This window comes from Bradyrhizobium agreste (assembly GCF_016031625.1).
In the GTDB taxonomy this organism is placed as follows: domain Bacteria; phylum Pseudomonadota; class Alphaproteobacteria; order Rhizobiales; family Xanthobacteraceae; genus Bradyrhizobium; species Bradyrhizobium agreste.
Genome location: NZ_JACCHP010000028.1, coordinates 65,450 through 78,334 on the forward strand (window position 1 = coordinate 65,450; position 12,885 = coordinate 78,334).

At 63.2% G+C, this 12,885-nt stretch carries 9 protein-coding genes; 6 read left to right on the top strand and 3 right to left on the bottom strand.

Annotation, left to right across the window (positions count from 1 at the left end; genetic code table 11):
* Nucleotides 1-95: 95 nt before the first annotated feature.
* Complete coding sequence (locus tag HZZ13_RS32385; RefSeq protein ID WP_197963500.1) at nucleotides 96-2,363, bottom strand: cation:proton antiporter domain-containing protein; 2,268 nt, start codon at nucleotides 2,361-2,363, stop codon at nucleotides 96-98.
* A gap of 543 nt (nucleotides 2,364-2,906) precedes the next feature.
* Here HZZ13_RS32385 and HZZ13_RS32390 point away from each other — a divergent pair.
* From HZZ13_RS32390 to HZZ13_RS32405, 4 genes are all read left to right on the top strand, one after another.
* Nucleotides 2,907-4,151 (top strand): OpgC domain-containing protein, encoded by a 1,245-nt coding sequence (locus HZZ13_RS32390; RefSeq protein WP_197963501.1) that lies wholly within the window; start codon nucleotides 2,907-2,909, stop codon nucleotides 4,149-4,151.
* A gap of 33 nt (nucleotides 4,152-4,184) precedes the next feature.
* Nucleotides 4,185-5,396: an OpgC domain-containing protein gene (locus tag HZZ13_RS32395; protein ID WP_197963502.1), complete on the top strand. Its 1,212-nt coding sequence runs from the start codon at nucleotides 4,185-4,187 to the stop codon at nucleotides 5,394-5,396.
* 24 nt (nucleotides 5,397-5,420) lie between these two features.
* On the top strand, nucleotides 5,421-5,912 hold the full coding sequence (locus HZZ13_RS32400; protein WP_197963503.1) for a DUF2059 domain-containing protein: 492 nt from the start codon (nucleotides 5,421-5,423) through the stop codon (nucleotides 5,910-5,912).
* 108 nt (nucleotides 5,913-6,020) lie between these two features.
* Nucleotides 6,021-7,787: an ArnT family glycosyltransferase gene (locus tag HZZ13_RS32405; protein WP_197963504.1), complete on the top strand. Its 1,767-nt coding sequence runs from the start codon at nucleotides 6,021-6,023 to the stop codon at nucleotides 7,785-7,787.
* Here the strand turns inward: HZZ13_RS32405 and HZZ13_RS32410 are convergent.
* Nucleotides 7,775-8,953 (bottom strand): MFS transporter, encoded by a 1,179-nt coding sequence (locus HZZ13_RS32410; protein ID WP_197963505.1) that lies wholly within the window; start codon nucleotides 8,951-8,953, stop codon nucleotides 7,775-7,777. The genes HZZ13_RS32405 and HZZ13_RS32410 overlap by 13 nt on opposite strands.
* A gap of 53 nt (nucleotides 8,954-9,006) precedes the next feature.
* On the opposite strand from HZZ13_RS32410, the gene HZZ13_RS32415 reads away from it, so the two are divergent.
* Complete coding sequence (locus HZZ13_RS32415; RefSeq protein ID WP_197963506.1) at nucleotides 9,007-9,828, top strand: AraC family transcriptional regulator; 822 nt, start codon at nucleotides 9,007-9,009, stop codon at nucleotides 9,826-9,828.
* Nucleotides 9,829-10,117: 289 nt separating this feature from the next.
* Entirely contained in the window at nucleotides 10,118-11,470 is a 1,353-nt protein-coding gene (locus tag HZZ13_RS32420) for a malonyl-CoA decarboxylase (protein WP_197963507.1), read from the top strand.
* Nucleotides 11,471-11,668: 198 nt separating this feature from the next.
* On the opposite strand, the gene tarD is transcribed toward HZZ13_RS32420, so the two are convergent.
* A complete protein-coding gene (gene tarD / locus HZZ13_RS32425) occupies nucleotides 11,669-12,838 on the bottom strand; it encodes a D(-)-tartrate dehydratase (protein WP_197963508.1) in 1,170 nt (389 codons plus the stop codon).
* Nucleotides 12,839-12,885 lie beyond the last annotated feature (47 nt).

Genomic DNA, 12,885 nt, shown 5'->3' on the forward strand with positions numbered 1-12,885 from the left:
CCACGACCGTCATTGCGAGCGCAGCGAAGCAATCCAGAATCTCTCCGCGGCGACAGTCTGGATTGCTTCGCTGCGCTCGCAATGACCGCGGAGAGTCAAGCCTTCTCTGCCGGAGCCGGACGCGCTTCGCCGCTCGACACCAGCAGCACCGACACCTTCGACTGCCTCAACACCGCGTCCGCCACGCCGCCGAAGGAGAGGTGATCGGCCTGGATGCGGTCGACGCCCATCACGACGAGATCGACGTCGGTGGTCTCGATCTCGCGCAGGATCGCGGCCTCCGGCGCCCGGTTGACCCGCAGCGTCGTGGTGATGTCGACGTCGTAGCGGGCGGCGAGATCGCTGGTTTCCTTGAGGATACCCGTCTCCTGGCTCAGTCCGCGCGAAACGCCACGCTGCGCGCCCTTGTCGCGCGTCGTCGCCACATAGACCACCCGGAGCGAGCCGGATCCTCCTTGCGCCAGCGCGACCGCAACCTCGGCACCGCGCTTGGAGACGCCGCTGCCCGAGACCGGAACGAGGATGTTGAGCGCTTCGGGCAGCGGCTGCTTCAGGTGCTTGCCCTTGGCCGCCACGATCGCGAGCGGCCCTTCGAATGCCGCGGCGATGGCGTCGATCCTCCGATCGAAACGGTCCTTGGTCGCGGTCACCTTGTCGATGCCGACGACGAGGAGATCGAAGCCTTTGCGGGCCTCGTCGGCGATGGTCTCGCTGAGCTCTGCCTGCCTCGCACGGGTGACGACATCGATGTTGCCGGCGCCTCCGTCGGATTTGACGGACACCGCCTCGGCGGCCTTCTTCACGACGGCTTCGTGGCTGTCCGCCTCGTCGCGCGGCTTCTGCTGCTCCCGAGGCGGCTTGCCGATGTGCAGCACCGTGATCGGCAGGCCGCGCATGCCGGCGATCAGGCCGGCGACGTGGGCGGCGAAGGTGGCGTTGACACTGTCGTCCACCGCCAGCAGGGGACGCTCGAGATTGGCGACGAAGCCGCGTCTCTCGAACTCCTCGCGCTCGAGGCGCTCCTTCTCTTCCTGGTTCATCGGCAGCTTCGCCAGCGCTGCGCGCAGCATCGGCGGCATCGCCATCGTCGTCACGATCGCCATGGTCACGATCATCGTGAACAGGTTCTGGCTGAGCACGCCGATGGAGAGGCCAATGGTGGCGATGATCACCTCGGTCGACCCGCGCGCGTTCATGCCGCTCGCGAGCGCCAGCGACTCCCGGGTGGTCAGTCCGCCCACGGTGCCGCCGAGGAACGCGCCGCCGAACTTGCCGACACTGGCGATCACGACCAGGAGGCCGGTGAGCATCAGGAGATTGGGATCGCGCAGCACCGATAGATCGGCGGCTAGGCCCGCGAGACCGAAGAACACAGGCATGAAGAAGCTCGAGATCAGCCCGCGCAGGCGCTCATCGATCTGCCGCGTCAGGATCGGGGATTCCCCGACCAGGATGCCGGCGACGAAGGCACCCAGCACGGTATGGACGCCGATCAGATGCGTGATCAGCGCCATGATCCCCATCAACAGCAGAATCACCGTGATGACGGCCGCCGCGCTGACGAGATTGTCGTTGGCCCAACGGATCAGCTGGAACACCAGGCGGCGGCCGATGGTGAAGCTGACGGCGAGGAAGGCGAGCGTGCCGAGCAAGGCCTTCGCCACCGAGGCGATATCGAGCGTGCCGTGCGAGGCCAGGCTGAAGATCACGGCGATGATGATCCAGCCGATGGTGTCGTCGATGACGGCGGTCGCCACGATGATCTGCCCGACATTGCGGCGCATGAAATTCATCTCGCGCACCACGACGGCCACGATCTTCACCGAGGAGATCGACAGCGCCGTGCCCATGAACAGCGAGGCGACCAGGCGCGCTTGCGGATTGGGCAGCAGCGCATCGGGGAGGAACTCGCCGAGCGCGAAGCCGCAGGCGAAAGGCACGAGAATGCCGGCGATCGAGATCGCAATCGCGGCCCTGCCGACCCTGCGGACCAGCTTGAGGTCGGTCTCCATGCCGGTCAGCAACAGCAGCAGCAGGATGCCCACTTGCGCGATGCCGTCGAGCATCGCCTTCTGCTCGGGCGTCTTGGGAAAGATCACGGCTTGCGCCTCCGGCCAGATCCAGCCGAACAGCGACGGGCCCAGGATGATGCCGGCGAGCAGCTCGCCGATCACCGAGGGCTGGCCGATGCGCTGCATGATCTCGCCGAGACCGCGGCCGACCGCGAGCAGCAGCACGATCTGCGCCACCAGCAGGAATTCGGACGGGCCGGCCGATTTGCCGCCCTCAGCGCTGGCCGCAATGGTGGTGAGGACAAGCGCCGCGGGGTTAAGGCCGACCGATCGGAGCAGGCTCCACTGCATGCAGGTGCTTTTCCCCCATTCGCTGACCCCGCAAGGTGCCGGGCCCATAAGGGCAAAACCCGCGGGAGGGGAAGCCGGTTCCGCGACGGGGTTAGGGACGAAGCAAAAGAGCGAGACAACCCATGCACAGCAGGATGGGCTTGGAAAACCTGGAAAATTTCTGTCCTACCGAAGGTCACCTGCTCCGTCGGGCAGAACCGGCAGAATGCAAGAATGGCATGGCGCGACGTGCCGCCACATCCCCCGAAATTGGAGCCCAGCGAAGCCGGAAGCGATGAATGGCCGAACGGCGCATCCCTCGATCGTTAGCTCTGGCAGTCCTTCTCGGTCATTTCCAATGCCGACCGCCTAGCGAAGCCATAGAGCCAAGGCATTGGATAGGTCCCGCCGTACCGATTATGCAGCCCTCACGGGCAGCATTTGTTGTGTGAGGTGCCCGGTCATGTCGACTTCCATCTGGAGGCATCGCGTTTTCGATGTTCTTGTTCCAAAGCGGAGGTTAAGCTCCTGTCGAAACAGGGAGGTGACCAGGGAGGGGGGCCAATGAGGCATTCGCCGATTCTTGGTATCCATGGCGCGCCAGCCGATGGCGCTGCGCCCGTTTCGGCGCCGTCCCTTACGACACCTAACTTTGCCGTCGCCAAAGGCGAGCGAGAACTGCGGCTCGACTTCTTCCGCGGCCTGGCCCTCTGGCTCATTTATGTCGATCACGTTTCACCCGACCTCCTGACCTGGGTCACGATACGCAACTACGGGTTCAGCGACGCTGCCGAAGTGTTCATCTTCATCTCCGGCTTCACCGCAGCTCTGGTCTACGGTCGCGCAACCTTCGAGGCTGGCTTCGTGATCGGGACAGCACGAGTGCTGCGGCGGGTCTGGCAAATCTATACCGCGCATCTTCTGCTTTTCCTGGTCCTGATGGCCGAAATCGCTTTCGTTACTACGGTTTCCGAGAAGCCAGCGTTCTACATCCAGGAGATGGAGGTCGGAGAATTCTTCAAACAACCTGGTTCCGAAGTGATCCAGGCGCTACTGTTGCGATTTCGGCCGCTGAACATGGATATCCTGCCCCTCTATATCGTTCTGATGGCTTTCCTGCCGTTGGTGCTGCTGCTCGCTAGATTGCACAGGGATCTGCCGCTCGCTCTGTCGGCCGGACTCTATGTGCTGATGCTTCGGTACGACCTGCATTTGTCGACCTATCCAGACGGCTTCTGGTCGTTCAATCCTTATGCATGGCAGCTTCTGTTCGTGTTTGGCGCCTGGTGCGCGCTTGGAGGGGGCAAGCGACTATCGCCGATCCTCAATTCCCGATTCGTGTTCGGGCTAGCCCTCACCTATCTCTGCGCTGCTTTCTTTGTGACCATGACGTGGTATTTTCCGTCACTGGAGCGCCTGATCCCCGGCTGGGTGGCGGGGCTGATCTATCCGATCAACAAGACCGATTTCGACATCCTGAGGTTTGCGCATTTCCTGGCGCTGGCCGTCGTCGCGCTACGCTTCGTGCCGGACGACTGGGCGGAATTACGATCGGCCTGGGCGCGCCCTCTCATCCTTTGCGGACAGTATTCTCTTCAGATTTTTGCGGTCGGCGTCGCCCTGTCATTCGCCGGCTACGCACTGCTCATCGAGCTTGATGCGGGTTTCGTGCTGCATGCGGTGGTCGGTGCCGGCGGCATCTTGATCCTGTACAGCATAGCAAGGGTATTCACTTGGTACAAATGGGCGATGTCGGGGCGCGAGCGCGCCACGGCGAATATGTCCAAGCTGATCGCACAAAGTTCTTGATGATGACTCACTCAACCGACGGGACGGGCTGACATGGCAAAAGAGAGCACGGATCTTTATGTCGTAGAACGGGACTTGAGGCTCGATCTGTTGCGCGGTCTCGGCCTCTGGATGATCTTTCTCGACCACATCCCGGACGACGTCGTGGCCTGGCTCACGCTGCGCAATTACGGCTTCAGCGACGCAGCCGAGTTCTTCGTTTTCATCTCCGGTTATCTCCTCGGATTCATTTACGTCCCCATCGTGGCTGCGGGCCAGTTTCTTCCAGCGTTGAAGCGGCTGTGGCTGCGCGCCTGGCAAATGTACGTTGCCCACATTCTGCTGTTCCTCGCCTTCACGGCACAGATCGCCCGCGCTGCGAGGAAATGGGACAATCCCATGTACAAGGATGAGTTCAACGTCGCCAACTTCCTCGCCCATCCTGACGAGTTGATCGGCAAGGCGCTCACGCTGCAATACAAGCCCGTCGACCTGGACGTCCTGCCGCTCTACATCTCCCTGGTTTTCGTTTCGCCGTTCGTGGTGTGGTGCCTGGTGCGACGCCCGAATCTGACCCTGGCAGGTTCGATCGTGTTGTACCTGCTCGCTCGCTATTTCGACTGGAACCTGCCGTCCTATCCGAAAGGGGCGACCTGGTATTTCAATCCCTTCGCCTGGCAATTGATGTTCTTTTTCGGTGCTTGGTGCGGGTGCGGCGCGGTGGCTCAAATCAGCAAACTTCTTCAGTCGCGCATCGTCCTCGCAATCGCAATCGGCTGGATCGGTTTCGCGCTGCTGATCGTGATGACCTGGCACAGCGCGTTCCTGGAGTCGTTGATCCCGAAATGGATGATCAAGCTGATCTATCCGATCGACAAGTCCAACCTCGATATGCTCCGGTTCACGCATTTCCTTGCGCTGGCAGTCGTCGTCTCCCGTTACCTCAGCCGGGACTGGGCCGGACTGAAGTCGACATGGCTGCGCCCGCTGGTGTTGTGCGGTCAGCATTCGCTCCCGCTGTTCTGCCTTGGCGTCTTCCTGTCGTTCGGGGTGCATTGGATGCTGGTTCAGTGGAAGCATGAAGTGGTCGAGCAAATTCTGCTGAGCATCGGCGGAATCGCCATCATGAGCGCGGCCGCCTGGCTTCTGGATCGTGCCCAACGGGTGCCGAACCTGTTCGTGGACGCCGGCATCAATGAAGGCCTGGACGCGGAACTCAAACCGACGTCTGCGCCCATGGCTCGCACTCAGCCAAGCGCCGCCTGAGGCAGATCCGAGGAGGAAACAGCCATGTACAAAGCACTGACGATCACGGTTTGCACCATCCTCCTCACAATGGATGTTGCGGCTGCAGAAAATCCATCACCTGATGCGATGGATGCGGCTCGGAGCCTCGTCACGACGCTGAGAGTGACTGACCAATACAAGGCTCTGCTTCCAGGTATTCTGTTCAGGCTGCGACCGGTTCTGTCTCAGGACCGCCCGGAGATCGAGCACGACTTCGACGCCGCAGTGCCGGCGGTCTTGGAATCCAGCCAGTCTAAATACAACAAATCGATGATCGAGCGCGCCGCGGCGCTCTATGCGGCGAATTTCTCCGCGGACGAACTGCACGCGATCGACGCGTTCTATCGTAGCGCGGTCGGCCAGAAATATACCGAAAAATCCCGCGAGCTCTCGGAGATCAGCCGAAAGATCGGCGATGAAATCTCGCGCGAAGTGACCGACGACATCAAGGCGCAGATGAGCCAATTGCTGCGGGACAAAGGCCATAAACTCTAGGGATCAGCCATGGCGGATCAACCGAGACGCAGCGAACCAGGGACCGTGTCCGAGAAATGGCCCTGCGGCTCGCTTTGCAAGCGAGCGGGAGGCACATGAGATCCGATCATGTCGAGCGTTGAAACAAGAGCAGGGGACGGCCGGATCTCCGCCGGTAACGCACTGAAGGAACTTGTCGAGAGCTCTCCGCACAGCTTCACCCCTTCGAACACCTTCGACTTTTTGGCCCTGGCATTTCTTGCAGGCCTGATTGTCCTCGCGTGCTTCACAGCGAAGGATTACGCGATTTCCAATGACGAGGCCGTCCAGCATCGCTACGGCGAATTGATCATAGCATACTATCAGAGCGGATTGCGGGTACGCGATCTCTTCACCTTCGATAACCTGTACCTCTACGGAGGTCTGTTCGACATCATAGCAATCGCGCTCGGCCAGGTTATCCCCGTCGATATCTACGAATTGCGGCACATCCTCTGCGCCGTTACGGGCCTCGCCGGCATCGCATTCAGTGGCGCCGCCGCGCGATTGATCGCCGGACCTCGCGCGGGCCTCATAGCTATGATCGCGCTTGCGCTCTGTGGCGCCTGGTACGGCGCCATGTTCAACCATACCAAGGACATTCCCTTTGCGGCGGCGATGGCCGGAGCGACACTGGTCCTTCTCCGCTTGGCCCGCCAACTGCCGGCGCCGCGCCCCCTGCATGTTGCGGTTTTCGGCTGTCTTGCGGGGGCAGCTCTCGGGCTGCGAAGCTATGGTTTGCTGCTGTTCGTCTATCTCGGACTTGCAATCCTGATCTATCTGCCCTGGACGGAAAGCCGCGCTGCGCGCCTTGCCTTTGCGGCTAACTCCCTGTTGAAGACATGTCCCGCCGTGGCGGTCGCCTATCTGCTGATGATCCTGGCCTGGCCGTGGGCTGCGCTTTCGCCCCTCAATCCCGTCCGTGGCCTATTTGCGTACTCGGAATTTCAGTATGCGATCCGAACGCTCTTTGTCGGGCGCGTGTACGAAATGGCTCACGTGCCGCGCGTCTATGTCCCCTTCTATCTCTTCATCCGCGTGCCGCTGATCACCCAGACCGGGGCCGCGCTGGCGATGGTTTCGCTGCTTTGGCGTCCCGTCAAGCGAGACCCGGACCGGTGCCGCGATCTTGCATTGCTATCGGCGATGGTTCTGCTTCCCTTGGGCTGCCAAGCGCTCGTTCATGGCCCTGCATTCAGCGGCATGCGCCATTTCCTTTTTGTGCTTCCTCCTCTGGCCACGCTGGCCGGCGTAGGTCTAAGCGACGTCCTCGATGGGATTGCCCTGCGGGGCCGTCGACTGGCCTCGGCGGGACTTGCGGTGATGTGCGCGTATTTCCTGTCGGAAGGGCTCATGCTGGCAAGGCTTCATCCCTACGAGAGCCTGTCCTACAACGCCGTGGCCGGAGGACTTCCGGGGGCGTTCCGCCGCTATGACCTTGACTACTGGTTCAACAGCATGCCGGAAGCGATCCGAATGCTCGAGACGTTCGTCCGCGAAAAGACACCGCTCGACGATAAAACATCGACGGTCTATTCCGTCGCCGTATGTGGAGAACGCCCGGCGTTCGATCACACTGTCACGCTTCCACAATTGCGTTGGGACTTCCGGTCCGAATGGGACGAGTCGGAATTCTTCATCGCTCCGACGCACATGAACTGCGATCGCGACCTCGATGGCGAAGTCATCGGCAGCGTGGAAAGGTTGGGTGTTGCTATCGCCTATGTGAAAGACAGGCGGGCCATTGTGAAGCGGCCGACGACGAACATCTCACCACCGCTCGCTCGTCAGCTTCCCGCCGCGAACGAGATCGCGCAAGAATCTCGACGGCCCTCTTCTACCGATCAGGCGTTTTGACCCGCCGGCGTCCCGATCTCGCGCGGCAGGATCAGCGCGGCGGCGATGGCGAGCAGGCAGAGGGCGGCGAAGGCGTGCAGCATGGTGACGAAGCCACCCTGCTCGTAGAGCCAGGCGACCAGGCCGACGGAGGCGCCGGCCGCGGTGAAGCCGACGAAATAGCGCACGGCATAGGCGCGCGAGCGCCACTCCTCGGTGGTGTATTTGCCGACCATGGCGTCGTTCACCGTGACCTGACCGAACGCGCCCATGACGATGCCGATCGAGACCAGGATCAGCGGCAGATTGTTGAGGCTGGCGGCGAGATACAGGAACGGCGCCAGCATGAAGGACAGCGGCAGCGCCACCGTCTTCAGCGCGTAGCGGTCGAGCAGCCGGCCGATCGTGTACTGCGTCATCGCGCCGAACACGTAGACGCCGGCCGCGATGACCCCGAGCAGCGCCGGGCTCTTGGTCAGGTCCGCAAGCCGCTCGGCGAACAGCTTTGGCAGCGCGACGGTGACGGCGTTGAAGGTCGTAGATATCGCGATCACCACGATCAGCAGCGCCAGGATCACGCGCCACATGTCCTGCTTGGCGACCCGCGCCTGCGCCGCGGCCTGCTTTGAGCCCTTGCGGTCCTCGTGCACGACGCTCAGCGCGAAGGCGATGCCGATCAGGACCGTGACCACGCCGGGAACGATGAAGGCGAAGCGCCAGCCGAGATATTGGCCGATCACGCCAGTGACCAGGGCCGACGAGGCCACGCCGAGATTGCCCCAGACGCCGTTGATTCCCATCTCGCGGCCGAGCCGGTCGGCGTAGGACACGATCATGGCGGTGCCGACGGGGTGATAGATCGAGGCGAAGATGCCGATCGCGAGCAGCGCGGCGCCGAGCTGCAAGGGGGTCTGCGCGACGCCGACCGCGATCATGGAGAGGCCGATGCCGACGAAGAAGATCAGCATCATGTGGCGGCGGCTCCAGCGATCGCCCAGCCAGCCGGTGAGCAGCGAGCCCGCCCCGAAGGCGACGAAGCCCGGCGTCGCGTAAGGCAACAGTTCCGAATAGGCCATGCCGAGCGCCGGGCCCATGATGATCACAGCGGCGGCGAAGATCAGCATCGCATAATGGTCGATGAAATGGCCGGCATTGACGAAACCGATGACCCGGCTGGGGCTGTTCATTCGGCGAATCCTCTCCTGCTCCGAAATGAGTTATATGTCCTCCCCATGACGGGATGCCGCCAATGACTGTCTTGGAAACGCCAATCTTGGAAACGCCAATCCTGCGGGAGGTCCGGAGCAACCACCGCTCGCCCGCGGGCGTGCATCTGGTCGCGCGCGATTATCCCAAGGGGATGCGGATCGATCTGCACATGCACCGCGAGGCGCAGCTGATCTATGCAGCCCGCGGCACCATGCAGGTGACGACGCCCGGGGGACGCTGGCTGGTGCCGCCGGACCGGGCGGTCTGGGTGCCGGCCGGGCTCGAGCATGCCATCGACCTGCTCGCCGACATCGAGATGCGCACGCTGTATTTCGACCTGCCCTGGCTGAAGCGCGAGCAGCGCCATGACGGTCTGACCAGGGAATTCGTGGTACGGGTCTCGCCGCTGCTCAATCAGGCGATCCTCGCGCTGTTCGACGGGCGTAGCACCGAGGCGCGCACCGAGCTCTTGGTGCGCCTGGTGATGCTGGAATTGCACCAGGCCGAGGATTCCGCGACCTTCGTACCGCTGCCGCGCGAAGTGCGCTGCCGTCGCGCCGCGATGATCGTGCTCGACGATCCCACCGGCCTGCACGACATCGACAAGCTGGCGCGCGAGGTCGGAACCTCCGCCCGTACGCTGTCGCGGCTGTTTTCGAGCGAGACGCAGCTGAGCTTCAAGAGCTGGTGCCAACGTGCCAGGATTGCGGCGGCGATCGAGCGGATATCGACGGATGCGAGCGTGTCGGTGAAGCAGCTGGCGACCCAGCTCGGCTATGCCAGCGTGCCGGCATTCTCGGCCGCATTCCGGCAAGTGACGGGGCGGACGCCGACGGAGTTTGCGGGGAAGTAGGCTGCCAACATTCACAACAGGTCGTCATGCCCGGGCTTGTCCCGGGCATCCACGCTCTTGGTGCCGCGTGGCAAGGCGTGGATGGCCGGGACAAGCCCGGCCATGACGATGTGGAAACTGGAGTATCCCAAACCGCCGTATACGAACGCACCGCCCCACCCGACATGCCGTCATTCTCCAAACGCACGGCCCGACGAAAGTTGCCGCATTCCCCTGCTTGATTGTGATCGGCTTGCACCCAAATCCCGTGTAAGCTCCCGCAACGCACAGACCTGATACGAAAGCCCAGATGGCCAACGCCTTCTTCTCCGACCTGCTTGCCACCATCTCCGAGCGCGGCCGCACGTTGCTTCGCCGGGGGGACGCCGCCGCTACCAAGCGTGATGCCGATGGACTGCTCGAGCTCTGCGATGCGCTGCTATCGGGGCGGGGCGAAGCCTCGGGCACGGCGATGGCGCGCGAGGTGCTCGACATCTACCGGCAGCTGGATGCCGCGGGACGCCGCGCCTTCTTCGAGGGACTGGTGCGCGATTTCGGCCCCGATCGGGAGCGGCTGTCCAAGGCGATCGAGACATGGCGTGCCGCGCCCAGCGACGAGGACGCAAGCTCGCTGCACTTCGCCTCCGAGCCGCGCCGGCAGGAGCTGATCCGCCGGCTGAACCGCGCGCCCGGCGGTACCGGCGATCTCGTCAACATGCGCGCCGATCTGCTCGGCATGATCAACGGGCACACCGATCTCGCCGCGCTCGACCGCGACGTCTCGCATCTTCTCTCTTCGTGGTTCAACAGGGGGTTTCTCGTGCTGCGCAGGATCGACTGGTCGACCCCGGCCAACATCCTCGAAAAGATCATCCGTTACGAAGCCGTGCACGAGATCTCGGACTGGGATGACCTGCGCCGCCGCATCGATCCGGTTGACCGCCGCTGCTACGCGTTCTTCCACCCTGCGATGGTGGACGAGCCCCTGATCTTCGTCGAGGTGGCGCTGACCGAGACGATCCCCGGCGCGATCCAGCCCCTGCTCGCGGTCGACCGCCAGCATCTGCCGATCGAGCGCGCGCGCACCGCCGTGTTCTATTCGATCTCCAACACCCAGCGCGGCCTTGGCGGCATCTCCTTCGGCAGCTTCCTGATCAAGCAGGTGGTCGAAGAGCTGCGCCGCGAGCTACCGAAGCTCGACACTTTCGTCACGCTGTCGCCGGTGCCGGGCTTCATGGCCTGGGTGAAGCAGGACAAGAACTTGCCGCTGTCGGACGAGGATCGCGAGGTGCTCAAGCGCCTCGACGATCCCAAATGGTTCGAGAGCCCGGAGACGGCGGCACTGCTCCGCGCCGTGCTGGAGCCGCTCGCGGCGTACTATTTCCTCAAGGCGCGCACGCCGAAGGGCAAGCTGATCGATTCCGTCGCCCGCTTCCATCTCGGCAACGGCGCGCGGCTGGAGCGCATCAACTGGCTGGGCGACCTCTCGCCCAAGGGAATGCGCGAGTCCGCCGGAATCATGGTCAACTACCTCTACCGCCTCGACGACATCGAGAAGAACCACGAGGCCTATGCCAATGACGGCGAGGTCGTGGCGTCGAGTGCGGTGAAGAAGCTGCTGAAGGGCGAAGGGCGACGGCTGCTGGATATGCGGCTGTCGTAGGCCGCATACTCAGTCGTCGTCCCGGACAAGCGAAGCGCAGATCCGGGACCCATAACCACAGGAGATCGTGGTTACGGGGACCCGGAGTTATCAGCTTCGCGAAACGACGTCTGCCTAGGGTTATGGGTCCCGGATCGGCGCGCGCTTGAGGCGCGCTTGTCCGGGACGACATCGAGCGTGTGGCGCGACGGTCCACCCCTACTCCGCCAGCGCCTTCATCTCCTTGTAGAGATCCGACTTGCCTTCGAAGCCGATGCCTGCAAGCTCGGGCATGGTGATGTGGCCGTTCTCGACGCGCACGCCGTCGGGGAAGCCGCCATAGGGCTGGAACAGGTCGGGGTAGCTCTCGTTGCCCCCTAACCCCAAGCCGGCGGCGATGTTGAGCGACATCTGGTGGCCGCCATGCGGGATGCAGCGGCTGGGGGACCAGCCGTGGGTCTTCAGCACCTCCAGCGTGCGCTGGTATTCGCACAGGCCGTAGGACAGGGCGCAGTCGAATTGCAGCCAGTCGCGGTCCGGGCGCATGCCGCCGTAGCGGATCAGGTTGCGGGCGTCCTGGTGGCTGAACAGGTTCTCGCCGGTCGCCATCGAGCCCGGATAGAATTCGGCGAGCGCGGCCTGCAGCGCGTAGTCGAGGGGATCGCCGGCCTCCTCGTACCAGAACAAGGGATAGTCGCGCAGCATCTTGGCATAGGCGATGGCGGTCTCCAGGTTGAAGCGGCCGTTGGCGTCGACGGCGAGGTGGGCGTCGTTGCCGATCTCCTTGAGCACCGCCTCGATGCGGGTGCGGTCCTCGGCGATATCAGCGCCGCCGATCTTCATCTTCACGACGTTGTAGCCGCGATCGAGATAGCCGCGCATCTCGCCGCGCAGCATCGCGAGATCCTTGCCGGGATAGTAATAGCCGCCGGCGGCGTAGACGAACACGCGCGGATTGGCGGTCACGCCGTGCCGCTCGGCGAGCAGGCGGAACAGCGGCTGGCCCGCGATCTTCGCCACCGCATCCCACACCGCCATGTCGATGGTGCCGACCGCGACCGAGCGCTCGCCATGCCCGCCCGGCTTCTCGTTGGTCATCATCGCGGCCCAGACCTTGTCGGGGTCGAGATTGTCGCCGGCCGCGTTCAGCAGCGACTTCGGATCGGCCTCCAGGATGCGCGCGGAAAAGCGCTCGCGGATCAGGCCGCCCTGCCCGTAGCGGCCGTTGGAGTTGAAGCCGTAGCCGACGACGCGCTTGCCGTCGCGGACCACGTCGGTGACGACGGCAACGAGGCTGGTCGTCATTCTGGTGAAGTCGATATAGGCATTGCGGATCGGGGACGAGATCGGTTTTGTGATCTCGCGGACGTCGACGATGCGGACGGACATGTTCTCTTTCCTGGCTAGCTCTATCGCTCGTCATGGCCGGGCTTGAC